24 protein-coding genes and 1 tRNA gene are annotated in these 25422 nt (G+C 74.2%); 6 read left to right on the top strand and 19 right to left on the bottom strand.

What is annotated here, in order from left to right; translation table 11 throughout:
* Positions 1-29: 29 nt before the first annotated feature.
* Positions 30-1001, top strand: coding sequence for a class I SAM-dependent methyltransferase (locus tag NBH00_RS14675; RefSeq protein WP_254569340.1), 972 nt, complete (start codon positions 30-32; stop codon positions 999-1001).
* Here the strand turns inward: NBH00_RS14675 and NBH00_RS14670 are convergent.
* The 4 genes from NBH00_RS14670 to NBH00_RS14655 are packed head-to-tail and all read right to left on the bottom strand — an operon-like array spanning position 961 to position 4691.
* Positions 961-2064, bottom strand: coding sequence for a glycosyltransferase (locus tag NBH00_RS14670; protein WP_254569339.1), 1104 nt, complete (start codon positions 2062-2064; stop codon positions 961-963). The two genes, NBH00_RS14675 and NBH00_RS14670, sit on opposite strands and share 41 nt — an antisense overlap.
* A 1-nt stretch (position 2065) precedes the next feature.
* Positions 2066-2560, bottom strand: coding sequence for a hypothetical protein (locus NBH00_RS14665; RefSeq protein WP_254569338.1), 495 nt, complete (start codon positions 2558-2560; stop codon positions 2066-2068).
* Positions 2557-3021, bottom strand: a complete 465-nt coding sequence (locus NBH00_RS14660) for an NUDIX hydrolase (RefSeq protein WP_302182636.1) — start codon at positions 3019-3021, stop codon at positions 2557-2559. Before NBH00_RS14660 ends, NBH00_RS14665 begins: the two co-directional genes overlap by 4 nt.
* Complete coding sequence (locus NBH00_RS14655; RefSeq protein ID WP_254569337.1) at positions 3018-4691, bottom strand: O-antigen ligase family protein; 1674 nt, start codon at positions 4689-4691, stop codon at positions 3018-3020. Before NBH00_RS14655 ends, NBH00_RS14660 begins: the two co-directional genes overlap by 4 nt.
* 112 nt (positions 4692-4803) lie before the next feature.
* Here NBH00_RS14655 and NBH00_RS14650 point away from each other — a divergent pair, with 112 nt between their 5' ends.
* Both NBH00_RS14650 and NBH00_RS14645 read left to right on the top strand, forming a co-directional pair.
* Entirely contained in the window at positions 4804-5175 is a 372-nt protein-coding gene (locus NBH00_RS14650; protein WP_254569336.1) for a SirB1 family protein, read from the top strand.
* A 128-nt stretch (positions 5176-5303) separates the two neighbouring features.
* Complete coding sequence (locus tag NBH00_RS14645; protein ID WP_254569335.1) at positions 5304-6374, top strand: hypothetical protein; 1071 nt, start codon at positions 5304-5306, stop codon at positions 6372-6374.
* 315 nt (positions 6375-6689) lie between these two features.
* Here the strand turns inward: NBH00_RS14645 and NBH00_RS14640 are convergent, their stop codons facing one another.
* The 5 genes from NBH00_RS14640 to NBH00_RS14620 all read right to left on the bottom strand — a co-directional run bounded on the left by NBH00_RS14640 (position 6690) and on the right by NBH00_RS14620 (position 12272).
* Positions 6690-8297, bottom strand: a complete 1608-nt coding sequence (locus NBH00_RS14640; RefSeq protein ID WP_254569334.1) for a Calx-beta domain-containing protein — start codon at positions 8295-8297, stop codon at positions 6690-6692.
* Between the two features lie 111 nt (positions 8298-8408).
* Positions 8409-8480, bottom strand: a tRNA-Asn gene (locus tag NBH00_RS14635).
* 22 nt (positions 8481-8502) lie between these two features.
* Positions 8503-9024 (bottom strand): helix-turn-helix domain-containing protein, encoded by a 522-nt coding sequence (locus tag NBH00_RS14630; protein WP_254569333.1) that lies wholly within the window; start codon positions 9022-9024, stop codon positions 8503-8505.
* A gap of 63 nt (positions 9025-9087) precedes the next feature.
* Positions 9088-11208, bottom strand: a complete 2121-nt coding sequence (gene dnaG / locus NBH00_RS14625) for a DNA primase (protein WP_254569332.1) — start codon at positions 11206-11208, stop codon at positions 9088-9090.
* A gap of 23 nt (positions 11209-11231) precedes the next feature.
* Positions 11232-12272: a deoxyguanosinetriphosphate triphosphohydrolase gene (locus NBH00_RS14620; protein ID WP_254569331.1), complete on the bottom strand. Its 1041-nt coding sequence runs from the start codon at positions 12270-12272 to the stop codon at positions 11232-11234.
* Positions 12273-12330: 58 nt separating this feature from the next.
* On the opposite strand from NBH00_RS14620, the gene NBH00_RS14615 reads away from it, so the two are divergent.
* The gene (locus tag NBH00_RS14615; RefSeq protein ID WP_254569330.1) at positions 12331-13248 is read left to right on the top strand and encodes a zinc-binding dehydrogenase; all 918 of its coding nucleotides are present in this window, start codon (positions 12331-12333) and stop codon (positions 13246-13248) included.
* A 285-nt stretch (positions 13249-13533) separates the two neighbouring features.
* Positions 13534-14499, top strand: coding sequence for a glycoside hydrolase family 16 protein (locus tag NBH00_RS14610; protein ID WP_254569329.1), 966 nt, complete (start codon positions 13534-13536; stop codon positions 14497-14499).
* 10 nt (positions 14500-14509) lie between these two features.
* Here the strand turns inward: NBH00_RS14610 and NBH00_RS14605 are convergent, their stop codons facing one another.
* The 3 genes from NBH00_RS14605 to recO are packed head-to-tail and all read right to left on the bottom strand — an operon-like array spanning position 14510 to position 18517.
* The gene (locus NBH00_RS14605; protein WP_254569328.1) at positions 14510-15145 is read right to left on the bottom strand and encodes a hypothetical protein; all 636 of its coding nucleotides are present in this window, start codon (positions 15143-15145) and stop codon (positions 14510-14512) included.
* Between the two features lie 42 nt (positions 15146-15187).
* Positions 15188-17761, bottom strand: a complete 2574-nt coding sequence (gene ppdK / locus NBH00_RS14600) for a pyruvate, phosphate dikinase (RefSeq protein WP_254569327.1) — start codon at positions 17759-17761, stop codon at positions 15188-15190.
* A 9-nt stretch (positions 17762-17770) separates the two neighbouring features.
* The gene (gene recO / locus NBH00_RS14595; RefSeq protein WP_254569326.1) at positions 17771-18517 is read right to left on the bottom strand and encodes a DNA repair protein RecO; all 747 of its coding nucleotides are present in this window, start codon (positions 18515-18517) and stop codon (positions 17771-17773) included.
* A gap of 31 nt (positions 18518-18548) precedes the next feature.
* On the opposite strand from recO, the gene NBH00_RS14590 reads away from it, so the two are divergent.
* A complete protein-coding gene (locus NBH00_RS14590; RefSeq protein ID WP_254569325.1) occupies positions 18549-18800 on the top strand; it encodes a glutaredoxin family protein in 252 nt (83 codons plus the stop codon).
* Here the strand turns inward: NBH00_RS14590 and mutM are convergent, their stop codons facing one another.
* From mutM to NBH00_RS14555, 7 genes are all read right to left on the bottom strand, one after another.
* A complete protein-coding gene (gene mutM / locus NBH00_RS14585; RefSeq protein ID WP_254569324.1) occupies positions 18801-19658 on the bottom strand; it encodes a bifunctional DNA-formamidopyrimidine glycosylase/DNA-(apurinic or apyrimidinic site) lyase in 858 nt (285 codons plus the stop codon).
* Positions 19659-19671: 13 nt separating this feature from the next.
* Positions 19672-20832, bottom strand: coding sequence for a phosphopentomutase (locus tag NBH00_RS14580; protein ID WP_254569323.1), 1161 nt, complete (start codon positions 20830-20832; stop codon positions 19672-19674).
* Positions 20829-21524 (bottom strand): hypothetical protein, encoded by a 696-nt coding sequence (locus NBH00_RS14575; RefSeq protein ID WP_254569322.1) that lies wholly within the window; start codon positions 21522-21524, stop codon positions 20829-20831. Before NBH00_RS14575 ends, NBH00_RS14580 begins: the two co-directional genes overlap by 4 nt.
* 58 nt (positions 21525-21582) lie before the next feature.
* Entirely contained in the window at positions 21583-22533 is a 951-nt protein-coding gene (gene xerD, locus NBH00_RS14570) for a site-specific tyrosine recombinase XerD (protein WP_254569321.1), read from the bottom strand.
* Positions 22534-22623: 90 nt separating this feature from the next.
* Complete coding sequence (locus NBH00_RS14565; protein ID WP_254569320.1) at positions 22624-23160, bottom strand: NUDIX domain-containing protein; 537 nt, start codon at positions 23158-23160, stop codon at positions 22624-22626.
* A gap of 5 nt (positions 23161-23165) precedes the next feature.
* A complete protein-coding gene (locus NBH00_RS14560; protein WP_254569319.1) occupies positions 23166-24224 on the bottom strand; it encodes a DUF3866 family protein in 1059 nt (352 codons plus the stop codon).
* Complete coding sequence (locus tag NBH00_RS14555) at positions 24221-25396, bottom strand: M20/M25/M40 family metallo-hydrolase (protein ID WP_254569318.1); 1176 nt, start codon at positions 25394-25396, stop codon at positions 24221-24223. The genes NBH00_RS14560 and NBH00_RS14555 overlap by 4 nt, the downstream gene beginning before the upstream one ends.
* Between the last annotated feature and the right edge of the window lie 26 nt (positions 25397-25422).

The raw sequence follows: 25422 nt of genomic DNA, 5'->3' as shown, positions 1-25422 counted from the left end.
CGGGGGGTTGGATGTGCTGCGTACCGTGTTTGAGCGGCTGCCCGGAGTCGACGCGCAAGGGCATCACCCGCCAGCGCGCGATCGTCCGCGGGCTGGGCCAGATGAAGGCCAACCAGGCCCTGCTGGCCAAGCGAGTCGCCGACCTCGAGCTCGCGCTCGAGCCGGGGCCGTCCAGCCTCCCGGAAGTGGCTGCCGACGACCGGTTCCCTCCGGACGTGCGGTCACGGATCTGCACCCAGGCGCAGTTGCGGGAGCCCTGGTTCGCGGCGTGGTGCGCGCGCCTGGGCGAACCGCCCCTCGCGCACCGCAAGACCTGGGAGTTCGCCTACGTCGGGACGGTGCTCGAGGCACTCGGCATGCTGGAGCCCGGCCGCCGGGCGCTCGGCTTCGGGGTGGGGCGCGAGCCGCTCGTGTCCGGCTTCGCGGGCGCGGGGGTGGAGGTCGTCGCTACGGACCTCGCACCCGACGCCCGCGAGGCCCGGGGCTGGGTCCGCTCCGACCAGCACGCCGCCGGCGTCGAGGGCCTTCTGCGGCCTGCGGTGTGCGAGCGCACCACCTTCCGCGAGCTCGTCTCGTGGCGCCCTGTCGACATGCGGGCGATCCCCGGCGACCTCGAGGGCTTCGACTTCTGCTGGTCGATCTGCTCGCTCGAGCATCTGGGGTCTCTCGACGCGGGCATCGAGTTCATCGAGGCGTCGGTCGCGACGCTGAAGCCGGGCGGATACGCGGTCCACACGACCGAGTTCAACCTGCACTCCGACGGGGACACGGTCGAGTCGGGTCCCACGGTCATCTACCGCAGGCGCGACCTCCATGCCCTGAAGGATCGTCTCGAGCGGGCCGGGCACGAAGTCGCCGCGTTCGAGCTCGATCCCGGTGCGGGCCTGCTCGACCACTACGTCGACGTCCCTCCCTACGCCGACGAGCCGGTGCTGCGGTTCCTCTTCGCCTCCTACACCCTCACGTCGGTCGCGATCGTCGTGCGGGCCGCACCCGCCTGACCGCCTCGGCGAGCGTCTCGCGCGTCGCCTCGGCCGTACGCCGCCACGTGAAGTGCGCTGCTCGCTCACGCGCGGCGGCGAGGGCGGCATCGTCCGTTGCGCCCGCGGCAACGACCGCGTCTGCCAGCGCTCGGGTCGTCCAGTCGGCCGTCACGACCGCGTGGCCGTCCGTGACCTCGAGGAGCGCCGGCTCCGGCGTGATGACGAGCGGGATCCCGAGCCGCATCGCCTCCGCCGCCGGAAGGCCGAACCCCTCGAAGTCCGACGGAAAGACGATGAGGCCGGCCGAGGCGAAGCACGCGCGGAACTCCTGATCGGTGAGCCACGGCTGCAACCGGACGACGTCGTCGAGGCCGCGACGGGCGATGTCCGCGGCCAGCGCCTCGCGAGCCGTCGTGCCGAGCCCGACGACCGACAGCGGGCGCAACGGACCTCGCTCGCGCAACAGCTCCCAGGCGTCCACGACGAGTCCCACGTTCTTGTTGCTCCACTGGCCGAAGGTCAGCGCGTAGGGCGTCTCCGGCACCGTCCTCGGCCAGCTGTCGGCGTGGTCGCTGCCGAGCTGCGCCGCCCGCACGATGCGCCTGGCGAGCCATGGCCGGGAGCGCAGCAGGTCGTCACGCGTCCGCTCGGAGATCGTGATGATCGCGTCGGCCTGGCGGAACCCGATGTCGTAGCTCACCTTCCGCAGCCGCCTCGCCGCCGTCGAGAACTGGTCCGGGCGGAGCTCGTGCCGGAGGTCCCAGGCGATGACGGCGCGCGGACACGGCAGGCGGGTCACGGTGGTGCTCGGGATCGTGCCGAGCATGACGTCCGCGCCCACCGTGCGGCAGAGCCGGGGGACGACGGTGGCCTGCGCACGGAGGCGGCCGAGGTAGCGACGCCGGCCGAGGTCGATCGTCCGCGTCCCCACCCCGTCCGGGACCGTGAGGCCGGCGTCGGGGCCGATGAGCAGGTGCAGCTCATCGCCGGGATGAGCGTCCACCCAGGCACGGAGCAGATGCTCGATGACGATCTGGTTGCTGCCGGGGAGGATGGACAGCCCGTCGATGACGACGCGCACGTCAGCCGCTCCCCGTGGATGGCGACGCGGGCACACAAGCCGGCAGCGACGTCCGGCAGCGCCCGATGCGCGCCGCGATCTGCCCGAGCAGGCGGGTGACCCCTGCGCGTGAGCGCGCGTTCGCCACCTGCGCCCTGCCAATACCCGCCCCGTCACCCGCCGCCGTCGCCCGCAGTCCGCCCTTCACGCTGCGAAGCTCGTCGCGCAGCGCCCGGAGGATCCGGCGGTGCAGCGTGCGCAGGAAAGTCGGCGGGTGCAGCGCGGCGTAGCGCTTGACGGTCGCGGCGAGCCGGTCGCGCGTGTCCTGCGCCGAGACGGCGGGGACGGCCGCCGCGGTGTTGATCTGCCCGATCTGCTGCTCGTACTGCAGCGCGTCCTGCTGGGCCTGCTGCTCGCGCCCGATACCGCCACTGCCGCACCCCGCGGCCGCGAGCGCGGCGGCGAGGAGGACGAGGACCGCGACGAGACGCCGCGGCCGGGGTGCGCGGGCGGTCATCGGGCACTCGCCGCGAAGCCCGGGAGCGCCATCGCCTGCGCGGCGTGACGACCGAGCGGTTGCGGCGGGTCCGACGGTTGGTGCCAGGCCGCCTCGGACAGCTCGGCGCGGCTCAGCCGCAGCGGCGTCCCGTCGTACCGCGTCGCCAGGCATGTGAGGTGCGCCGTGGCATGCTGCCGGTCCTCGATGACGCCGATGCCCGCCCAACGTTCGAGCACGAGGCCCAGCTCCTCACGGGCCTCCCGGGTGGCAGCGGCCTCGGGGCTCTCCCCGCGATGGCGCCCGCCCCCCGGGAGCTCCCAGGTGCGCCGATTGCCGTAGGTGTGGCGGACGAAGAGGACCTCGTCGCCCGCCCAGACCACGAGCTTCACGCCGTGCGTGTGGGGCCGGACGACGAACCACCACACCCGCATGACCTGGAAGGCGGCGCGGTAGGCGAGGCGCTGCAGGCGGGTGATCACCGGACCGCCCCTGCCCCCACGCCGGACCGGCGGCGCCGGCGGCGCCGCCGGCCCGATGACGTGGCGTGCATGCGGTCCGGCGCCATCAGCAGGGCCCCCGCCGTGAGCGCGGGCAGCGTGACCGCCGCCTGCTGCCAGTCCCAGTCGAGTGCGGAATGCACGAGCCACACGACGACGATGCCGCCGGCCGCGGCTCCCTGGGACCGCGTGACCGTGCCGCGCCGCCGGAGGAGCGCCCGCATCCCGCTGAGGAGGCAGCCGATGAGCGTCAGCAGGATGCCGGCTCCGACGATGCCGAGCTCGGACAGCGTCTCGAGCTCGAGCGAATGCGCGTTGCGCAGGTCCTCGTAGCCGCGCCGTTCACGGAACCAGCGCACGCGGAAGCCGGCGGCGCCGTCCCCGGCGAGCGGATGGGCCCGGAACCCGTCGAGCGCGACGCGATAGGCGTCCGAGCGGCTGGACTGCACGCTGTCCAGGCGCGCCTGCCCGGCCGCCGGCGCCGCGATGGGGTTCATGAAGGACTCGTACTGCCGGTTCACGAACGACCGCACCCCGCCCGTGCTGTCGTTGGCGCGGCCCTCGACGCGGTCGCCGACGGCCGCGTAGGTCCCGACGAGGGTGAGCAGCACCGCGACCGCGACCGCGCCGCCGACCAGTGCGTGGGGGCCGACGCGCGGGGGCGCGTCGGCCGAGGTCGCGGGCCGGCGGAGTCGCAGGCGCCCGAGCGCGAGCTGGGTCGCGCCGGCCGCCGCCGCGATGAGGCAGATCCACAACAGGACCGTTCCGCCCTCGTGCCGGCGCGCCGCCGCCGTGCCGGGGGCGTCCACGAGGATCGGGTGGTGGCGCAGGATGAGGATGCCGGCCAGACCGCCGCCGAGGATGAGCACCGTCGCCAGGCCGAGGCGGCCGCGACGAGGCGACAGGCCCAGGACGACGAGGACGCCCGCAGCCAGGGCGAGGCCGGTGCCGCGCGAGAGCGTCAGGTAGAGCGTGCAGGTGGCGATCACGCCGCCGGCGGCGGCGAGGACACGGACCGCGGCCGCCTCCCGCGCGTCGCCGGCCAGGCCGATGGCCCCCATCACCGCCATCGCCGCGACGGCGCCGAGGCCGTTCCAGTAGGTGATGACGGAGCCGAGCCGCCCGGGCGCGGGTGAGGAGACGGCCGAGTCGGTGGCGAAGAGGTCGGCGCGCAGGCGCCCGAGCAGCGCGACGACCGCGATGCCGACGAGCGCGGCCACGAGCAGGCGGAGCACGAGTCTCGCGTGCCGCCCGTCGCCGACCGCCAGCACCGCGAGGCCGAAGGCGGCGACGTAGCCGAGGGTCCGGGCCATCGCCAGCCGCGCGCCCTCCGGGTCCGGCGACCAGCCCGCCGACAGCCCCGTCCACGCGGCGAGGGCCACGAGGGCCGCGAGGGTGACGAGGGCGAGCTGCGTCGGGCGCCATTGCGGGTCCGCGAGCGAGATCGCGACCGCGGACGCGCCGAAGGCCAGCGCCCCGACGAGGAGGTAGTCCTCGGCGAAGTACCCGCCCGAGCGTGAAGCCGCGAGCACGATGAGGGCAGCGGGCAGGACCGACAGGACCGGACCGCCGAGCTTTGCGCCGCGCGCGAGCCACGGCGTGAGCGCGGGGAGGCGGGTCCGCGCCAGCGTGGTCTCGGTCGTGCTCGGCACGGCAGGCAGCGTAAAGGAGGCGGGACCCGGAAGCCCCCGTTCCATTAGGCTGCGGGCCATCGCGGCTCTCGGCGTGACCCGTCTCCGGATTCCCCTGGCCCTGGCGTGCCTCGTGGCCGCCGTCTGGCTCGCGGGGAACTGGCGCGAGGCCCGTCACCTGCATCAGGCCCAGGACGCGGTCGCGAGCGGCCGCCTCGTCGATGCCGCGCGCCTCGCGGCGTCGGCCTCCGGGCCGATGGTGGACGTCGACGCCCGGCGCACGCAGGCCATCGTGGCGCTGCGCTCGGGCGACCTTGCGGGTGCGCAGCGCGACATCGAGACCGCGCTGCGGACGGCGCCGAACGACTGGGCGCTCCGTCGCGACGACGCGGTGCTGCTGCTCCGGCTCGGGGCCCGCAGCGCCGCGCGGGCGCAGATGCGGCGGGCCCTCGCCCTGAACCCGCGTATGCCGCTGCCCGGCGGATTCGTGACGCAGCGACCCTGACGGCGACGCGCGCGGGTCGTTCGCGCGCTCGCACCAAACCTGCAGACTTTGGCCCGCGTTTGTTCGACGCCCGGCGCCATAGGTACACTCCCGCCCGGGAACACACTCAGGGGGTACGTATGCGTAGGGTGAAGGTGCTGGTTGCGCTGGGCTTCAGTGGTCTGCTCGGAGGTGGCGTCGCGTTCGCGGCATCGACCCCGCGCGACGCGGCGAGCGACCAATACACGACGACCACCGTCGCGACGACGCCGACCGCCACCGTGACGGGCCAGGCGACGGTCACGACCCCGGTCGTGACGGTCCAGGGCACGGTCGGCGGGGCAGGGTCGCCGCCGACTCCGGCGACGACCGGTACCACCACGAAGACGACGAGTCCGTCCGCGGTGTCCCCCTCCTCGGGCTCGGGCTCGGGACTCCCCGGCGACAAGACCGGCTCGGGCTCCACGCCCACGGGCGGCGCCACCGGCACGTCGGGCGGCTCCGGGGCAGGCGGCGCGTCCGGCCCCCCGGCCAACCGCGTCGCGTTCCTGTCGTTCGGCAAGCCCGGCACGAAGCTCCACGCCGACGTGCAGTCGGCGATCGGGCAGGCGGGTCTCCTCGCGACGATCGATGAGGTCGTCACGAAGGCGCGCTTCGCGAGCTTTGTCGCGTCCCCGGTTCTCAAGCTCCTGTCCGCCGACGGGCTCGGCAAGCCCGCCGGGCAGAGCTTCGGCGCCCAGCTCGTCAACCCGACGAGCGCCGTCCAGCGGGCGTTCCCCGCGCTCCTCGGACCGGGCGTCACGCTCGTGCCGGTCCTGCGCGTGGTGCTCACCCGCACGGCCGGGCTCCCCAAGAGCGAGGTCACCTTCCTCAAGGGCCTCGCCTCGGGTCTGCAGTCGACGGGCATCCCGCTCGCCTACGTCGAGCGCAGCGACGTCAAGAAGTCCTTCGTCGACGCCTTCAAGAAGCTGCACGTCCTGACCGTCGGTGACGTGAACTCCCCGTCCGGGAAGCTGCGCCTCGAGCGCATCCTCCTCGGGCAGACGAAGACGCAGTCCGCCGTCGACGCCGTCACGTTCAAACCGGCCGCGTCGATCACGACGGACGGCGGCGGCTCGTCGGGTGCAACGCCGTGGGTCCTTCTCGCCGTCCTCCTCGGCGGGGTCGGGTTCATGGCCAGCGGCGTCGTCCGGCGCCGGACGGGACGCACCGCCCGCTAGCGAGTGCGGCCCGCGGGCCGAAGACGACAGATCTGGCCGAGAGCCCCGCGACCGCGGGGCTCTCGTCGTTTCGGGGCCGACGGACGTGGCGGGCGCGGGCTTGGCGCCTGCGGCGGCTGAAGACGGCGGACGCGAGTCGCCGCGGACCGACGGGCAGGAGCGCCCGACGAAGGGGTCGCTGAGCGACCCGTTCGTAAGGCCCCGCGAGGTGCATCCGCAAACGCGTGCTCAGCCCACCTCAGCGGTCACACCTCGCGCCCAGCCCGCGGGCGGCCTCGGGCCGGGTCCCGCCCCGACCCGGCGAACCCGGGGCGCTCAGCGCCTGAGCGTGCCCTTCACCTTCGCCGTCGAGACGCCGCCCTGGGGGCTGCTGGCGACGGCGTAGGCGACGACCTTGATGGTCCTGGCGGTGCGCAGCCAGCCCTTGGCCTTCTTCGACAACCTCACGCTCGCGGTCAGCGTGCCCGCCGCGGTGATCGAGAACCGCTTGGAGGCGAGTTGTTGCTCCTTGCGCAGCGCCTTCACCTTCGACCTGCGGTTCGGAACGGTGAAGACCGTCACCGTGCCCTTGCACGCCCCGCCCGCTTCGGGGCAGCGGACGTCGAAGCGCAGCGTCCGCCGCCTGCGGTTGAAGGTGAGCCTGCTGAGCGTGATCGGGGCGTCGACGGCCGGCGCGGTCGTCGGGAGCGGGGTGCCGGTCCCGGGCTTCGCACCCGCCAGGATGCCGCCGGGGAGCGGGGTCGTCGTCAGGGCCACGTCGTCGTTGCGGATCGTGATCGTCGCCGTGTCGCCGCCGGGGGCGATCGCGGCGTTCACGGGGTCCTTGATTCTCACCGTGATCGTCTCGCCCGGCTCGACATCGGCGTCGCCGGTGATCGTCACCGGGATCGCGACCGTGCGGGAGCCGGCGGGCACGGTCGCGGTGCCAACGGCGGCGGTGTAGTCCGAGCCGGCTGTCGCGGTCCCATCCGCGGTCGTGTAGGAGACGGACACGGGCTTCGCGCTCGTTGTGGAGAGGTTGACGATCGCATTCGTCGTCGTGGTGGTGCCCGCGCCACCCTCGAGGATCGCGGCGCCGCTGAGCGTGATCGTGGCGGTGTCGTCGTCGGTGATCGCGCCCTTCGCGGTCGTGGTGCCGGCAGTCGCGTTCGTGGGCGTGCCGAGCGTGAGGTTGACGTCCTCGTCGTCCTCGTCGACCGCGTCGGCCGCGACCGGGACGGTGATCGTGCCGGTCATGCGGCCGGCGGGGATGGTGAGCGTGCCCGAGGTGGCCGTGTAGTCCACGCCCGCCGCCGCCGAGCCGTCGGAGGTCGCGTACGGGACCGAGATCGCCTTACCTGAGGGACCGCTGAGGGTGACCGGGAACACGAGCCCCGGCCCGGCGGTGCCCGTGCCCTCGATGACGGCGGGGGCGTCCCCCACCGAGATCGCCGGCGGAGCGTCGTCGTCGGTGATCGTGATGGTGCGGCTGTCGAACACGGTCGCCGGGTTGGCCGAGTCGACGAGCTTCACCGTGAAGGTCTCGTCGGGCTCGTCGAGCGTGTCGCCCGTGATCTTCGTTGTCGCCGACGCCGAGCCACCCCCGAGCCCGGCCACGCACGAGAACGCGCTCGTCTGCGCGCCGTCGGACGTGTAGTCGGTGTTCGGCGTCGCCGTTCCGGCCGTCAGCACCACGTCGACCGAGGGGTTGCTGAACTCGGCCAGACCGCAGGCCACCGTGTAGGGGAGGCTCACGGCGACCTGACCCGAGTTGCCCTCGCCGTAAGTGGTGGTGACGGTCCCGCCGCCGAAGGCCACCGTCGCCGCCGAAGCAGCCGCGGGCACCGCGAGCATCGCCACACAGGCGACCACGGCCCCCAGCACGCCCCGCATCCCCCGGCCCCCGCCGCGTCGGGCCATCCCGGCCCGGTCCTGACTCTGCATCCGCATGACGGTATCGATGAACGCTCCGCCGCGCCCAGCCGGAGCGACACCCGTCCGGTCCGCCCGTGAACGACCGACGCCGCCCCGTGGGGCGGCGTCGTGTGCATCAGGCTCCGGGGGTGGGATTCGAACCCACAACCGCTCGATTAACAGTCGAGAGCTCTGCCGTTGAGCTACCCCGGATCGGCTTCGGCGCCACAAACCGTCAGGCGCCGGTGAAGGGTACCTCACGGGCACCCGCTTCGACCTCCGCGTGGCAGTTCGCGCAAAGGAGGATGCACTTGGCCGCCTCGGCGCGGGACGCGGCGAGCGAGCGGGTGATGCCGGCGCCGGCCACGGCGAACAACTTCGTCGCGGGATCGAGGTGGTGGAAGTGAAGGGCGGCGATGCAGCGGTCGTAGCCACAGGCGACGCAGCGGCCGCCGGCCTCCTCGACGAGTCGGCGCTTCAGGTCACGGCGGCGCTTCGTCACCGCTTCGGAGCGGCATTGCTCGCACCGGAACCCTGTGTCCCGCCGGACGAAGCGGACCTCGCCGTGACGCGGGCAGACGCCACGGCGCGTGGAGGCGACCTCTTGGCGCGCCGCGTGGCTGGCCCGCCAGAGGGAGCCGCGCGGCGTCACGAGCCCGTGTTTCGCCATCCAGTACCGGACCGAGGCGTGGGTGCGACCGAGGCGGTCGCCGATCTCGCGGACGCTCAGCCCCTCGGCGATCAGATCTTCGAGCACCCGACGCTCCATTCATACGAACACTAGTTCGTATACCGGACGGAATCACCCGCCCACCTCGTCCTACGCGTCGCTCTCCATGTGCTTCGCCATCGCCGCGTGGTAGGCCTGCTGGAGGGTCTGTCGCTCGCGAGCGAGGGCCGGCACCTCGGAGGAGCCGTTCGCCCGGGCCTGCTTCATCTGGCGCTCGACCATCGCGAGGCGCAGCTTGAGGACCTCGGCCTCGAGGGTAACGGCGTCGGACACCTGCTCGCCGGCGCGGACGACGAGGCCGGCCATGAGCGAGGCGAGCTCCGGGTCGTCGGCGGGCAGATGCGCCGACGGCGGGCCGTCGTGGGACAGCAGGAGCGTGACGACCCGGCGGTGCAGGTCCGATGTGAACGCGTCCGCACCGCCGATCTCACGCAGCGCCGCGCGTCCGATGTCCGGCCGGGCGACAACCTGGATGAGGAGCGCGCGCTCGGTGCGGGCATGCGGACCCGACGGCGCGGGGGCCGGCGGAGGAGGCGCGGGCGGCGCAGCGGCCGGCGGTGCCGGACTCGCGGGGCCCCCCGGAGCCCCCGCGCCCGTCGACCCGGACGACGAGGGCAGCACGGCCGGCGCTGCCGGCCCGAACGGCCCCTCCCCCGTCCCCGGGTCGAGCGTGTCGGGGTCGGGCTCGAGCAGGTCCATCCCCTCCCAGCCCTCCCCGTCGGCCGGCGGCGGCGTGGTGCGCGCCGGTGCGACCGTCCGAGCGGGGGCGGCCGGCGCCTGGGCGGCCGGGGCGGCCCGCGGAGGGGCCGGGGCGGCGCCCGGCGGCGCCACCACGGGCGTGGCCCGCCGCTGCGGCAGCACGGGCGCCGCCCGTCGCTCCCCGCCGCCCGGCGCGGGCGCCCGCCGCGCCGGCCCCGCGAGCCACGAGGCGACGAGCGTCGGCTGCAGGTCGGTCCGGTCGGCCACGAGGCGCGCCAGCTCCTCGCGCAGCGCGCTCGGCGGGATGTCCGCGAAGACCGGCCGCAGCTCGTCGATGGCCGCGTCCTTGCCCTCGGCGGTCGTCAGGTCGGCCGTGTCGAGCACCCGGCGCACGCGGAAGCTCACGAACGGGAGGCTCGCGGCGGCGAGCTCGCGCATCTTCTCCGGCCCCTGTGCCTGGACGAGGTCGGCCGGGTCCATCCCCGTCGGCAACGGGATCACGCGGAGCGACAGCTTGCGCCCCGCCGCCACGCGCGCCGCGCGGAGCATCGCCTCCTGACCGGCGCTGTCCGCGTCGAGCGCGAGCAGGACGGTCGGCGCGAGCCGCGCGAGCTCCATGACCTGGTCGGTCGTCAGCGACGTGCCCATCAGGCCGACGGTGTTCCGTAGCCCGGCCTGGTGCAGGGCGATGACGTCGGTGTAGCCCTCGGCGAGGATGACCGTGCCCGCCTTCGTCGCGTGCACGCGGGCGATGTCCGAGGCGTAGACGTTCTTCCCCTTCGAGAAGACCGGCCCGTCGTTCGAGTTGAGGTACTTCGGGCCCTTGTCGTCGTCGGCCAGCCGCCGCGCGCCGAAGCCCATGACGTGCCCGCGGCGGTCGCAGAGCGGGAAGGTGATGCGTGCGCGGAAGCGGTCGTAGGGCCGCCCGCCCTGCTGCGAGCGGATGACGAGGCCGGCGTCGAGCAGCTCCTGCTCGGAGTAGCCCGCCTTGCGCGACGGGATGAGGACGGCGTCCCACTTGCGCGGCGCGTAGCCGACGCGGAACTCGCGCAGCAGTTGCTCGTCGAGCCCCCGCTCGGCGAGGTAGGCCCGCGCATGTGCTGCCTCGCGCGACTCCCACAGGTTGCGGACGTAGAAGTCGGCGGTCCGGCGCAGCAGCTCGGTCAGGCGCGCCTGCTGCATGCGCCGGCGGGCCGCGACGGGGTCCTCGTCCTCGAGCTCGAGCTCGACGCCGAAGCGCTCGGCGAGGTACTCGAGCGCCCCGATGAAGTCCAGGCCCTCCTTCTTCTGGACGAAGCTCAGCGCGTCCCCGCCCTCGCCACAGCCGAAGCACTTGAAGAACCTCTCGTCGACGTTGACGTTGAACGACGGCGTGCGCTCGTCGTGGAACGGGCACAGGCCCTTGTAGTTCACCGGGCCGGCCTTGCGCAGGTCCGAGTACTGCCCGACGAGCGCGAGCATGTCGACGGCGTCCTTGACCTTCTCCTTGCTGTCGGCGGTGTAGCGGGCCATCGGCGGTCCAGAGTACCCCGCGGTCAGCCGACGAACCCGTCGGGTACGGCGAGTGACTCGAACGTCCGGATGCAGTAGCGGTCGGTCATCCCGGCGAGGTAGTCGGTGATGCGCTGGGCGTCGTCCGCGCCGGGCGCCCCGCCGCCGTCCGGCGGCCCGTCCGGCAGCGACGCGTAGTGGTCGAAGAGGGTGCGGATGACCGCGCGGATCTTCTCGTGCTCGCGCACGGCCGTGTTCCCCAGGTAGACCCGGTCGAACATGAACGTCCGCAGGGCGTCCATCGCGCCGCCGGCCTCGGCGCCTTGGAGGATGTCGCCCGCCACCGACGAGGCCTCCACGAGGTCGTGGACGAGCCGGTCGATCCGGGTCGACCCGGTCTCGCCGAGGATCCGCAGCGGTTCGGCCGGGAGGTCGGACTCGGCGAGGACGCCGGCGCGGATCGCGTCGTCGATGTCGTGGTTGATGTACGCGACGCGGTCGACGATGCGCACGATCCGGCCCTCGAGCGTCCGCGGCTGGGGAGCGCGCCCCGAGTGGCAGAGGATGCCGTCACGGACGTCGTCGGTGAGGTTGAGTCCCTGCCCCTCGCGCTCGAGGACGTCCACGACCCGCAGGGAGTGCTCGTAGTGGCGGAAGGACCGCCCGAAGCGCTCCCGCAGCGCCTCGTCGAGGAACTCCTCGCCGATGTGGCCGAACGGCGCGTGCCCGAGGTCGTGACCGAGCCCGATCGCCTCGACGAGGTCCTCGTTGAGGTCCAGCGCCCGCGCGACGGTCCGCGAGATCTGCGTCACCTCGATCGTGTGGGTCAGGCGCGTGCGGTAGTGGTCCCCCTCGGGCGCCACGAAGACCTGCGTCTTGTGCTTCAGCCGCCGGAACGCCTTGCTGTGGACGATCCGGTCGCGGTCACGCTGCAGCGGCGTGCGCAGGCCGCAGTCGTCCTCGGGGAGCGCGCGGCGCGCCGGATAGGACCGGGCCGCGAGCGTCGAGAGGTGCGTCTCCTCCCACGCCTGGCGCCGCGCCGCGTAGGCGACGGCCACGGGGCCGGGGTGGGCGTGCGGGTCCATGCCTCCATCATGCCTCAAGGGCGGCAGGTGTCTCATGCCGCGGCGCTACGGTGACCCGATGCGCGCCCTGACCGTCACCGCCGACGCCCCGCACATCGCCCTCACCGAGGTGCCGGACCCGCGGCCCCTCCCGTCCCAGGCGCTCGTCCGGACGACCGCCTTCTCCCTCAACCGCGGCGAGATCAAGCGCCTGCCCACGATGGCGCCGGGCAGCCAGAACGGCTGGGACGTCGTCGGAGTGGTCGAGACGGCCGCCGCGGACGGCAGCGGGCCTCCGGAGGGCACGCGCGTCGTCGGGCTCGTCTCGAACACCGCCTGGGCCGAGCGTGTCGCCGTGCCGACCGAGATCCTCGCCCCGATCCCCGACGGCGTCACCGACGCCCAGGCCGCCGCGCTCCCCGTCGCCGGCCTCACGGCCCTCCACGCCCTCAAGGTCTCCGGGCTCGTCCTCGGCCGGCGCGTCCTCGTCACCGCGGCGACCGGCGGCGTCGGGCGGATCGCGATCCAGCTCGCGCACCGGTCCGGCGCCCACGTGACCGCCCTCGTGCGCGACATCGCGGTCGCCGGCGAGCTCGAGGCCCTCGGCGCCGACGACGTCGTCACCGCGATCGAGCGCGAGTACGACGTCATCACCGACGGCGTCGGCGGCCCGACGCTCGGCGCCGCCCTCGAGCACGTCGCGCCGTACGGGACGGTCGTCTCCTTCGCCAACACCGTGGCCGAGCCGGTGCAGTACGAGACGCGCGCGCTCTTCGGCCGCGCCCCCGGCGCCCGCCTCTACGGCTTCATGGTCTTCAACGAGCTCGCGCGGGAGCGTTCGGGGACGCGCGATCTCGGCGTCCTCCTCGACCTCGTCGCGGCGGGGCACCTGGATCCGCAGATCACCCACGAGGGATCCTGGAGCGACGCGGGGGCCGCGCTCACCGGCATCATGGACCGCACGATCACGGGCAAGGCCGTCCTGCACGTCGACTGACCCGCGTGCGGGGCGGACGCGCCCGTGACGGGTGGCTCCGTTCCGCGCGTCGCGCCGCGACGGCGCCCCGGACGGATCTCGTATCCAGAAGGCACATGACCGGGCGATCACCGGGACACCCCTGCGGAGCACGTGCGCTCGCCGCGGTGTCCTCCCATGCTCCGCTCCGTCGCCCTGCTGCTCACCACCCTCTCCGTCACCGGCCTGCTCGCGCCGCCCGCGGATGCGAAGCGGCCGCGGACGGCTCGACACCACACCCGGACACACCATGCGGTCAGGTCGCGCGTGAGGCCGCACACCCACGGCGTGAGGCCGCACTCCCCCATCACGCTCGCCCGCCCCAAGGGGGCGACGCCCACGACGGCACGGCCCGCGCCGTCCACCCTGTCCACAGCCACCGCCCCCACCTCGGACCTCGCCCGGACGCCCGCCGCCGAGCCGAGCGGGGTCCGCCAGCCGCCCGCCCCGCAGTGCACGGACCTCGCCAAGGGCGACGGGACGAGCTGGCGCTGCTCGTTCGACGAGGAGTTCGACGGCACGACGCTCGACCCGTCCCGCTGGATCGCGCAGCAGACCGCGACCAGCGGATACACGAGCGGGCTCACGGCGTGCTTCGTCGACAGCCCGGACAACGTCGCGGTCGGCGGAGGGGTCCTGAGCCTGACCGCCCGCCGGGAACCGGCCCCCTTCACCTGCCAGGACCCGAACGGCGCGTTCACGACGTCCTACACGAGCGGCATGGTCTCGACCTGGGACCGGTTCGCGCAGGCCTACGGGCGCTTCGAGGTCCGCGCCCGCGTCAGCGCCGCCACGGCAGCCGGGCTGCAGAGCGCGCTCTGGCTCTACCCGTCCGATCCGGCCCGCTACGGGGCGTGGCCGCTCTCCGGCGAGATCGACATCGCCGAGATGTTCAGCCGCTACCCCGACCGCGCCGTGCCGTACATCCACTACGCACCCGCGTCGCCGGATCCGAACGTCACGAACACCGCCTGCCTGATCACCGACCTCGCGGCCTTCCACACCTACGCGGTCGAGTGGACGCCGACGTCGATCCGGATCGTCTACGACGGCACGACGTGCCTCGTCGACTCCTGGCACCCGGCGGCGCCGCTCACCGGCGCCCAGCCGTTCGATCAGCCGTTCATGATCGTGCTGACGCAGGCCCTCGGCATCGGAGGCAACGCGTTCGACCCGGCGACCACGCCGCTCCCGGCGACCACCCAGGTCGACTACGTGCGCGCCTGGCGCTGACCCGCCCGCCTCACTGACACGCGGCGCGGAAGGTGTCCAGCCGGCCGCGGTGGTCGAGCAGGGCCGAGCGGTCGATCGCGTAGAACTTCCCGACCGCGGCGCCGAGCTTCCTGGGGTCCCCGCCGATGAGCTTCACGACGGCGGCGGCCTGTCGCTGCAGCCGCGCGGCCGTCAGCAGGACCGCCTGGCGTAGCCGCAGCGCACGCCGGCAGTCGGGGTCCGTCACCGTCGTCTTGAGGACGCGGTTGAAGCGGCGCGAGGCGTTCATCTGGAGGCCGAGATCGGCCGCGTACCGGGTCAGGCGGGCGCGGCAGCGGTCGGCGCTGCGGCACGTCGGCAGCACGAGGCCGGCGGTGTAGGCGTCGCCCTCGGTCCGGCAGAGCGCGCGGTACGCCGTGATGAAGGTGTCCCCGACCGGCAGCCTGCGGCAGGCGCCGGCGTAGCGGGCGAGCTTCGCGCGGAGGGGCTTCGTGGCGTCGAGGACCTGGGCGTAGTCGATGACCGGGCCCACCGCCGCGGCGCGCGCCGCAGACAGCGGCAGGGCCGGGGCCGGGGCCGTGGTCTGGGCGGCGGCGAGGGAGACCATCCCCGCCGCGAGCCCGAACGTCATCAGCAGCATCGCCAGCCCCGAACGCATGGGGCTCATCAGATCACACCGGGCGGCGGGAGGGCGCCGCCACCGGAGCGTCTAGAACCGCCGGTCCGCGATCGCCGCCTGCGCCGCGGCCAGGCGGGCGACCGGCACGCGCGGCGGGGAGCAGGAGACGTAGTCGATCCCGGAGTCGTGGAAGAACGCGATCGAGTCGGGGTCTCCCCCGTGCTCGCCGCAGACGCCGAGCTTCAGGTCGACCTTCGTCTTGCGCCCGAGCCACGCGCCCATCCGGACCATCTGCGCGACGCCCGGCGTGTCGATCGTCTCGAACGGCGAGCGGTCGAGGATCTTCACGTCGATGTAGCGCTCGAGGATCCGCGCCTCGATGTCCTCGCGGCTGAAGCCCAGGCCGGTCTGCGTCAGGTCGTTCGTCCCGAAGGAGAAGAAGTCGGCGTGGCGGGCGATGCGGTCGGCGAGGAAGCACGCCCGCGGGAGCTCGATCATCGACCCGAACTTGTAATCCCGGCCGCGGACGACGCCCTCCTCGTCGGCGACGCGCGCGACGAGGTCCTCCATGAAGTCGAGCTCGAGCTCGTAGTCGACGAGCGGGATCATGACCTCGACGTCCGCGCCGGGCACGCGCGCGGCGGCCCGGAAGAGCGCCCGGACCTGCATCTCGTAGAGCTCGGGCTGGAGGATGCCCAGGCGCACGCCGCGGGTGCCGAGCATCGGGTTCTCCTCCTGGAGCGACTCGACGCGGGCGCGCTCGGGCGAGCCCTCCGGCAGCTCGTGCGGCTCCGGGAGGAACTCGTTCAGCGGCGGATCGAGCAGCCGGACGCAGAGCGGCCGCCCGTCGAGCGCGACGAGGATCCGCTCGTAGTCGTCCTCCTGCAGCGGGCGCAGGCGCTCGATGGCGGCGGTCCGCTCCTGCTCGCCGTCGGCGAGGATGACCGCGGCCATGAGCGGCTGGCGCTCGCCGAGGAACATGTGCTCGCTGCGGCAGAGGCCGATGCCCTGGGCGCCGAGCTCGACCGCCCGCGCCGCGTCGTCCGGGGTGTCGGCGTTCGCGCGGACCCCGAGCCGGCGGATGCCGTCCGCCCAGCCCAGGACGGTCTCGAGCTCGTCGGACACGCCGGGCGCCGTGACGGGCACGTCGTCGAGCGTGATCTCGCCGGTCGTCCCGTTGATGGCGATGAAGCCGCCTTCCGCCACGGTGCTCCCGTCGGGGAGGCGCAGGACGCGGGCGCGCACGTCGATCTTCAGCGCCGAGGCGCCGGTCACCGCCGGCCGCCCCATGCCGCGCGCGACGAGCGCCGCGTGGGACGCCTTGCCGCCGGTCGACGTGAGGATGCCGCGCGCGGCCGCGAAGCCCGCGACGTCGCCGGCGTCGGTGAACGGCCGCACGAGGATCGTGTCGCGCTTCTCCGCCCGGGCGGCCACCGCTGCGGCCGCGCTGAAGACGACCTCGCCCTTGGCGCCGCCGGGTGAGGCGCCGATGCCGGTCGCCACGACGGCGTAGTCGACGGACGGGTCGAACTGCGGCGAGAGGAGCGTCTCGACCGACGCGGCGTCGATCGTCATGAGCGCCTCGGCCTCGGTGAGCAGGCCCTCGGCCACCGCGTCGACCGCGAAGCGCACCGCCGCCTGCGCCGGGCGTTTGGCCGAGCGCGTCTGCAGCATGTAGAGGCGCCCCTCCTCGACGGTGAACTCCGTGTCCTGCATGTCCTTGTAGTGCGCCTCGAGCGTGCGCAGGATCTCCATGAGCTGCGCGTGCGCCTCGGGCATGACCGTGCGCAGGTCCCTGATGTCCTGCGTGTTGCGGACCCCGCTGACGACGTCCTCGCCCTGGGCGTTGACGAGGAAGTCGCCGGACGGCTCGGCCTCGCCGGTCACCTCGTCGCGGCTGAAGGCGACGCCCGAGCCGGAGGTGTCGCCCTTGTTCCCGAAGACCATCTGCTGGACGTTCACCGCGGTGCCCCAGTCGTCGGGGATGCGGTGCAGGCGGCGGTAGGTGACGGCGCGGTCGCCCATCCAGGAGTCGAAGACCGCCCGGATCGCCCCGTCGAGCTGCGCGTGCGGGTCCTGCGGGAAGGCGTAGAAGGTCTGGAAGGTGCGCGTGAGCTCCTCGAGGGCGGCCGCGTCGAGGTCGGTGTCGAGCTCCACCCCGCGTGCGGCCTTGACCGCCGCGATCGCCTCCTCGAAGCGGTCTGAGTCGATGCCGAGGACGACGTTGCCGTACATCTGCACGAACCGCCGGTAGGAGTCCCAGGCGAACCGCGCGTTGCCGGTCCGCTCGGCGAGGCCGCCGACCGAGGCGTCGTTGAGGCCGAGGTTGAGGACCGTGTCCATCATCCCCGGCATCGACTCGCGGGCGCCGGACCGGACCGACACCAGGAGCGGATCCGCGGCGTCCCCCAGCCGCTTGCCGGCGTGGGCCTCCAGGCGGGCGAGCGCCTCGGCGACCTCCGCGTCCATCCCCTCGGGGGCCGTCGAGCCGCCCTCCATGTAGGCGACGCACGCCGCGGTCGTGATCGTGAAGCCCGCCGGGACCCGGTCGGCCCCGAGGATGCGGGTCATCTCGGCGACGTTCGCCCCCTTGCCGCCGAGGAGGTCCCGCTGCTCGCGCGAGCCCTCGGAGAAGTCCTGGACCCAACGGCGCGAGGTGCTCATCGAGCCACCTTACCCGGCGGTCGCGCGCCGCAGATGCGTGCCGACGTGGTGCTCGACCGTCTCGGTGATCGCGCGCTCGGCCTGCCGTAGCGCGCGCACGTCGATGCCGGTCGGGACCTCGGCGAGGGGCCGCCCGAGCGCGTCCTGGAGGAAGGCGTGCGCCCCCGCGTCCAGGCGGAAGGCCCCGCTCTCGCAGGCCGTGCAGACGACGCCGCCGGCGGCGCCCGAGAAGCCGACGAGGTGGTCGACCTCCCCGCACGAGGCGCACGAGGAGAGCTGCGGCGCGAGGCCCGCGACGAGCAGGAGCTTCAGGCGGAAGGCGAGCTGGTTCTCGTGGGTCGCCTGGGACGTCACGCCCGGGGCGCCGCCGGCCCCGGCGTCGAGCAGCTGCAGCTCGTTCGCGAGCAGGTGGAAGACGGGCGGGCTCGGCTCCGTCGTGTCGAAGAGGCGGGCGACGGCGTCGCAGGCCCGGGCGGCGCTGTCGAGCGCCGGCCCGTCCACCCGCAGGTGCGAGTACGCGCTGACGGTTTCCGCGCTCGTCACCGTCATGAGGTCCGACCGGCCCTGGTGGAGGACGAGGTTCAGGCGGAAGAACGGCTCCAGGCGGCCGCCGAACCGGCTGCGCGTCTTGCGCACGCCCTTCGCGATCGCGCCGATGCGCCCGCGCCCCGGCGTGTAGCAGTGCAGGATGCGGTCGGCCTCGCCGTAACGGAGCGAACGGAGCACGATCGCCTCGGTCTTCACGGGGCCGGGCATCCCTCAGGGGGTCGCTATCATTTGTGAAGTAATGGCAGAGGTCATCGTCTACACCACCGAACCGTGCTCGTACTGCAGCCGGGTCAAGATGCTGCTGTCCAAGCGCGGCATCGCCTACAAGGAGATCAATCTGGCACGCGATGCGGACGGTCGCAGCGCGCTCGCCGAGAAGACCGGGATGCTCAGTTTCCCCCAGGTCGTCATCGACGGTGAGCTCATCGGCGGCTTCGACCAGACGGTCGCCGCCGACCGCGCCGGGCGCCTCGCCGCCCTCGCGGCCTAGTCAGACCGGCGCGGGGCGTCCGCGCCGCCGCCCGCGCGGCACCGGCTGGCAGCGGCGGCAGACGTACGTCCCGCGTCCCGCCGCGACGAACTTCACGATCACGGTCCCGCACTCGCCGCAGGCCTCGCCCTCGCGGCGGTGGACGAGGAACTCGTGCTGGAAGCCGCCGTACACCCCGTCCGGGTGGCGGAAGTCGTCGATCGTCGCGCCGCCCGCGTCCAGGCCGGCGGTCAGCGCGTCCCGCACCGCGGCCGCCAGCGCGTCGTACTGCGGGCCGGTGAGCGACCCCGCCTCGCGCAGCGGGTGGATCCGCGCCCGGAAGAGCGCCTCATCCGCGTAGATGTTCCCGACGCCGGCGACGCGGCGCTGGTCGAGCAGGAAGGCCTTGATCGGCGCGCGGCGGCCGCGGGCGAGCGCCTTCAGCGCCGGCCCGGTGAGCGCCCCGTCGAGCGGCTCGATCCCGAGACGCGTCGCGAAGAAGGCGTCGACGGCGGGCTGCCCGAGCAGCAGCTCCCCCGTGCCGAAGCGCCGCGGGTCGCAGAAGGCGAGCTCGTGACCGTCGTCGAAGGTGAACGTCACCCGGCGGTGGGGCTGTGCCGGGTCGGTGTCGTACAGGAGCGTCCCCGTCATGCGCAGGTGCATGAGCAGGTGGACGTCGTCCTCCACCACGAGGTCGAGGTACTTGCCGCGGCGGCGGAGCGCCTCGATCCGGCGACCGGCCACGGCGTCCTCGACGACGCGCGGATCCAGCGGCATGGTCCAGCGGGCGTCGTGCACGGTGAGGGCGACGAGCGTCCGCCCGACCACGAGGTGCTCGAGGCCGCGCCTGATCGTCTCGACCTCGGGGAGCTCCGGCATGTCCCGGCCCAGTCTAGGAGCAGAACGAGGTGCCCGGCAGTCCCTCGGCGGGGCCCCCGCGGAGCCAGGCGTGGACGCTCGCGCCGACGTCGGCCATCGGCCCGTCGTGGCGGCGCCCGGCGTCCCCCGCGAAGCGCGCGAGGAGGAACGCGTGCTCGCGGGTGTGGTCGAAGTGCGCGGTCTCGGGGTCGACGCCGTGGTCGGCGGTGAGGACGAGCAGGTCGCCCTCGCGCAGGAGCGTGAGCCACTCGGCGACCGCGACGTCGACGCGGCCGAGCGCGTCCGCGAAGCCGATCGTGTCCTTGCGATGGCCGTAGAGCTGGTCGGTCTCGATGAGGTTCGTGAAGACGAGGCCGCGATCGAGCTCGCGCATGAGCCGGGTCGTGTGCTCGATCGCGGGCGCGTTGGCGCCGGCCGCGTGCTTCTCGCTGATGCCGTGGTGCGCGAAGAGGTCGTCGACCTTGCCGACGGCGTGGACGGGGACCCCCGCGTCGTGGAGCGCGTCGAGGTAGGACGGCGCCGGCGGGTCGACGGCGAAGTCGCGGCGGCCGGTGGTCCGGGTGAAGGCGCCGGGCGAGCCGACGAACGGCCGGGCGATGACCCGTCCGACGGCGTGCTCGCCGGTCATGACGCCGCGGAGCGTGCGGCACAGGTCGTGGAGCGCCGCCTCCCCGAGCACCTCGCCGTGCGCCGCGATCTGCATGACCGAGTCCTGCGAGGTGTAGAGGATGAGCTCGCCGGTCTCGAGGTGGTGCGCCCCGTAGTCGTCGATGACGGCGGTGCCGCTGTAGGGCCGGTTGCAGCAGAACGTCCGCCCCGTCGCCGCCTCGGCCCGCGCGACGACGTCGGGCGGGAAGCCCTCCGGATAGACCGGGAGCGGCGCGGGCGGCACGACCCCCATGAGCTCCCAGTGGCCGGTCGTCGAGTCCTTGCCGGGGCCGACGGGGTGCACGCGGCCGTGGAGCCCGGGCGCGGGCGGGTCGGGCGCGACGCCGAGGATCGGGCGCACCATGCCGAGGCCGAGCGACTCGAGCGCCGGCAGATCGAGCCCGCCGACCGCGCGCGCGACGTGGACGAGGGTGTCGGCGCCCGCGTCCCCGTAGTCGGCGGAGTCGGGGAGCTCCCCCGCGCCGCAGGCGTCGAGGACGACGACGAACGCCCGCCGCCCGCTCACCCGGCGGCCTTCGCGGCGCCGGTGCCCGTGCCGGTGGCCGGGGTCGTACCGGTCCCGGTCGTCCCCTGGCCGCTCGTCGTCGTCGCCGCGGGCTTCGGCGTCGCCGGGCGGCGGAGCCTGACCCCGGCGAGCAGCGGCATGAAGACCTGCTTGTCGACCCGGCGGAAGTCCTTCTCGGGCGCGTAGGCGTCGATGACGAGCTCGGCGCCGAACGCGTAGACGTGCGTCGTGCGGACCGTCCGGGGCTGGCCGTCGATCGTCTCCGTCCCGCGGATCTGCACGGCGGGCCGTCCGTCGACCTTCAGCCGGGCGCGCTTGATCTCGGTGAACGTCGGGTCGCGCGCCTTCGCCGCGGCGACGAGCGCGGTCGCGGCGGCGTCGAGCTGCGCCTTCGTCCGCGGCAGCGGCTCGGTGCGGGGGTAGCGGAAGATCCCGATGGTGGCCTCGCCGGTCGCGATCGTGGCGACCGCCGGGGGGACGCCGGCGGATCGGGCCCAGCCGGCGGGTGCGCGCAGGAGCGTCAGGCCGGCCGAGGCATACGGCACGCGCTCGCTGCCGAAGGCCGGGCCGGGCGTGCGGACGTCCGGGCTCGCCTGCTTCGCGTTGCCGCAGCCGGCGAGGGCGGCGAGGGACGCCGTCGCGACGAGCGCTGCGGCGGTGAGGGGACGGGCGGGACGGCGTACGGCGGGCATCGGGCGCGATCGTGGCACAGACGGCCGTGCGGCGACGCCGCCAGACCGCGCCCTGCCGTCAGGCGTCCTTCGCCGCGCGCGGGTGCGCCCTGAAGTAGACGTCCTTCAGGCGCTCGGCGCTCAGGTGCGTGTAGATCTGGGTCGTCGCGATGTCGGCGTGGCCGAGCATCTCCTGGAGGGAGCGCAGGTCGCAGCCGCCCGCGAGCAGATGCGTCGCGAACGTGTGGCGCAGCGTGTGGGGCGACATCGCGTCCCGCAGCCCGACCGACTCGGCGTGGCGCTGGACGATCTTGTACAGCCCCTGGCGGGTGAGGCCGCCGCCGCGCTGGTTGACGAACAGGTGGCGCTCCTCGCGGGCGCCGACGAGCAGCGGGCGGCCGCGCCTGAGGTAGATCGCGACGGCGGTGATCGCCTCGCGGCCGACGGGGACCATGCGCTCCTTGGAGCCCTTGCCGCGGGCCCGGAGAACGCCGGCCTGCAGGTCGAGGTCGCCGACGTGCAGCTCGATGGCCTCGCTCGCGCGGAGGCCGCAGGCGTACATGAGCTCGAGGAGCGCCCGGTCGCGCAGGGCGGGCGGGGTCGTCCCGGTCGGGGCGGACAGGAGCGCCGCGACCTGGTCGCGGCTGAGGACCTTGGGGAGCTTCTGCTGCTTGCGCGGGGCGCGCAGGTCGGCGGTGGGGTCGCCCTCGACGAGGTTCTCGCGGCGCAGGTAGCGGTAGAAGGAGCGCAGGCAGGCGGTCTTGCGCTGCAGCGTCGCGGCGGCGACGGGCGGCCGCGTCTCGCTCCCCTGCGCGAGCCCGGCCATGAAGGCGGCGAGGTCGGCGTGGGCCGCGTTGAGGACGTCGACGTGGTGGGCCTCGAGGTAGGTGCGGAACTGGAGCAGGTCGGACCGGTAGGCCTCGAGGGTGTTGCGCGAGAGGCCGCGCTCGAACTCGAGGTAGGCGAGGAAATCGAGGACGTGGTGCTCGAACGTGGACTGGCGGGTGGGTTCACCCGTCGCGATGGCCATGGCGGGTTCTTCCACCCCGCCACGCGGCTCCCTCGTCGTGCAACCGGCCTGTCACGGGGTGTCCGCCTGCTGACGGGGCGACGCGCGGGATCAGGCGCGTAGCCGCTCGCGCAGCAGCATGAGCCCGATGATCGTCTTCGCGTCCTTCGTCGCGTCGATCGCCCCGTCGAGGTCCGCGAGCGGCCAGGCCACGATCTCGATCCGCTCGTGCTCGCCCGAGTCGGCGTGACGCTCGCTGAGGCCGGTGGCGCGGTACACATGGACGGTCTCGCGATTGCAGCCGACGGACGGGTAGAACGTCCGCAGATGCTCCCACTCGCTCGCGGCGAGGCCGATCTCCTCGGCGAGCTCGCGCTGGGCGGCCGGCAGCGCGTCCTCCCCCGGCTTGTCCAGACGCCCCGCCGGGATCTCGAGCAGGTCCGGCTCCCCCACGGCCTCGCGCGGCTGACGGATGAGGTAGACGTGCCCCTCGTCGTGGGCGACGACGCCGACGGCCCCCGGATGGGTGACGATCTCGCGGCTGACCTCCTCGCCGTCGGGGTACCGGAAGCGCTCCTCGCGCACCCCGATGATGCGTCCCTGCCAGATCTGGTCGCCGCCGAGAGCGGTGAAGTCGCGTTCGGACATGGGCGTCAGTCTGCCGCGAGCGGCGTGCCGAGGTGCAGCCCGCACGCGAGCGCGGCGCGGAAGAACGCCTCGTCGTCGGCCGCGTCCCGGCCCATCGTGCGGGCGGGCAGCCCGCTCGCGACGTAGCCGTCCAGGTCGGTGGCGAGGGCCGGCCAGGCGTGGAAGCCGTGGTCGTCGGGCGGGACGAAGCCCGCGGGCACGGCGACCGTCACCGGCTGGAGGAGGAGCCCGAGGACGGTCGCGCTGTGATGGCTCAGGCCGCGGTGGCGCTCGCGGGGGTCCCCGGCGGACATCCGGGCGCAGAGCACGGTGTCGTGGCCGAGGGCGAGCGCGGCGTGCGCGGTGTCGAGCGCGGCCATGCCGCCGTGGCCGAGGCGCGAGCCGGAGCCCAGGATCCCCGGGCCGGGGCCGCAGAGCACGATGTCCCACCCGAGGACGGCGATGGCGTGGTCGATCGCGCCGATCGTCGTGATCGCCTCGCCGTCGCGGCCGCCGTAGGTGGGCCCGGCCGTGAGGTGGCCGGTGAGCAGGCCGCGGTCGAGGAGCTCGGTGACGACGCGGGAGTGCCCGCCGGGCAGCGCGCCGCCGGCGGTCTGGACGTAGCCGGCTCGCGCCGCGCCGGCGCCCGCCGCGGCGGCGGCGGCCTGCGCGATGGCCCAGGCGATCGGCGCAAGCTGCCCGTGGAGGCCGAAGACGCCGACGCGCCCGGGGACCTCCTCGCGCGCCGCGGGGGCCGGATCGTCGAGCTCCTGCTCGACCGGCAGCACGGCGTGCTGGAGCGAGCTGTAGTTGAGCTTCATGACGTGGGCACCGGGGACGCCGCTGCCGCCGAGCCCGCGGGTGAGGTTCACGTGGACGATGTCGAAGCCGCCCGAGCCGAGCCGCAGGTCGACGGCCTGGGCGTTGACGACGACGTCGTCCCCCGCCTGGCTCGGCCCGACCGCGCCGACGTCGGCGACGGCGGCCCGCTCGGCGCCGTCGATCGCCACGACGAGCCGCTGCTCGCCGGCGGGCGGCGGGGTGTCGGCGGAGACGACGGTGCCGCGCCGGAGGACGAGCCTCACGCGGTGTCCCCGGCCGGGACGGCGGGCTCCTCGGCGGGCCCGAGGACGTCGATGAGCGCGTAGGTCACGTCGAGCATCCTCTCGAGCGCGGCGACGGTGACCCGCTCGCCCGGCTCGTGGTTGCGCTCGGTCCCGTTGGCGAGGTTCGTGCACTCGAAGCCCTGCGCGGCGAACGCGTTCGCGTCCGAGCCACCGCCGGTGACGATCCGCGTGGGCGTGTAGCCGCAGGCCCGCAGCGCGGCCTCGGCGGCGCGGACGGACGGGGCGCTCCCGGTGTGGCGGAAGCCGCTGAACAGGCGCTGGACGTCGATGTCGACGTCGCAGGCGCAGCGGGGGTCGTTCGCCGCGTCGTGGCAGGCGTCGACGATCCGCGCGACGACCGCCTCGACCTTCGCGTCGTCGAGCGAGCGCGCCTCGGCGAGGACGGTGCAGTGCTCGGCGACGACGTTCGTGCCGCCGACGCCGCCGTGGACCGAGCCGACGTTGGCGGTCGTCTCGGCGTCGATGCGGCCGAAGGGCATCGCGGACACCGCAAGGGCGGCGGCGAGCACCGCCGAGCGGCCGTCCTCCGGCCGGATGCCGGCGTGCGCCGGGCGGCCGTGGAAGCGCGCCTCGATGCGGTGGTAGGTCGGGGAGGCTATGACGACCTCGCCGATGGGCGTCGCGTGGTCGTAGACGTACCCGAAGCTCGCCCGCAGCCGCTCGCAGTCGAAGGCCTTCGCGCCGGCGAGGGCGACCTCCTCGGCGGCGGTGAACAGCAGCTCGAGTCCGACGGGCGGGACCTCGGCCCCGGGCGCGTACCGGCGCGCGAGCGCGAGGAGGATCGCGACCGCCGCCTTGTTGTCGGCGCCGAGGATCGTGTCCCCCGCGCTGACCCACGCGCCGTCGTCGAGGACGGGCTCGACGTCGCGCTCGTGCGGGACGGTGTCCAGGTGGGCGCAGAGCAGGACGTAGCGCGGCCCGGAGCCGGGGATGCGGACGAGGAGGTTGCCCGAGCCCGCGCCCGTCACGGCCTGCGAGTCGTCCTCGTCGACCTCGTGCCCGAGCGCGGTGAGCAGCTCGGTCACGTGATCGGCGATCGCGCGCTCCTCACCCGAGACCGACCGGATGCGGCAGAGCGCGGCGAACTCCTCGCTCAGCCGCGCGCGCTCGAGGGCGGTCGCGCGTGGCACGCCCCGCCCGCCGTCCGCGGACACCG

The organism is Paraconexibacter antarcticus, assembly GCF_024220175.1.
GTDB classification, from domain to species: Bacteria; Actinomycetota; Thermoleophilia; order Solirubrobacterales; family Solirubrobacteraceae; genus Paraconexibacter; species Paraconexibacter antarcticus.
Note: the sequence above shows the minus strand (reverse complement) of the source record. Positions and strands in the feature narration are given on the sequence as shown.

Bases quoted from the DNA above. Each gene is read 5' to 3' on its own strand.
- NBH00_RS14665 (WP_254569338.1), bottom strand. From the start codon at position 2,560: ATGACCGCCCGCGCACCCCGGCCGCGGCGTCTCGTCGCGGTCCTCGTC.
- NBH00_RS14640 (WP_254569334.1), bottom strand. From the start codon at position 8,297: ATGCAGAGTCAGGACCGGGCCGGGATGGCCCGACGCGGCGGGGGCCGG.
- dnaG (WP_254569332.1), bottom strand. From the start codon at position 11,208: ATGGCCCGCTACACCGCCGACAGCAAGGAGAAGGTCAAGGACGCCGTC.
- NBH00_RS14620 (WP_254569331.1), bottom strand. From the start codon at position 12,272: ATGGACCCGCACGCCCACCCCGGCCCCGTGGCCGTCGCCTACGCGGCG.
- NBH00_RS14615 (WP_254569330.1), top strand. From the start codon at position 12,331: ATGCGCGCCCTGACCGTCACCGCCGACGCCCCGCACATCGCCCTCACC.
- NBH00_RS14605 (WP_254569328.1), bottom strand. From the start codon at position 15,145: ATGAGCCCCATGCGTTCGGGGCTGGCGATGCTGCTGATGACGTTCGGG.
- ppdK (WP_254569327.1), bottom strand. From the start codon at position 17,761: ATGAGCACCTCGCGCCGTTGGGTCCAGGACTTCTCCGAGGGCTCGCGC.
- recO (WP_254569326.1), bottom strand. From the start codon at position 18,517: ATGCCCGGCCCCGTGAAGACCGAGGCGATCGTGCTCCGTTCGCTCCGT.
- NBH00_RS14590 (WP_254569325.1), top strand. From the start codon at position 18,549: ATGGCAGAGGTCATCGTCTACACCACCGAACCGTGCTCGTACTGCAGC.
- mutM (WP_254569324.1), bottom strand. From the start codon at position 19,658: ATGCCGGAGCTCCCCGAGGTCGAGACGATCAGGCGCGGCCTCGAGCAC.
- NBH00_RS14575 (WP_254569322.1), bottom strand. From the start codon at position 21,524: ATGCCCGCCGTACGCCGTCCCGCCCGTCCCCTCACCGCCGCAGCGCTC.
- xerD (WP_254569321.1), bottom strand. From the start codon at position 22,533: ATGGCCATCGCGACGGGTGAACCCACCCGCCAGTCCACGTTCGAGCAC.
- NBH00_RS14565 (WP_254569320.1), bottom strand. From the start codon at position 23,160: ATGTCCGAACGCGACTTCACCGCTCTCGGCGGCGACCAGATCTGGCAG.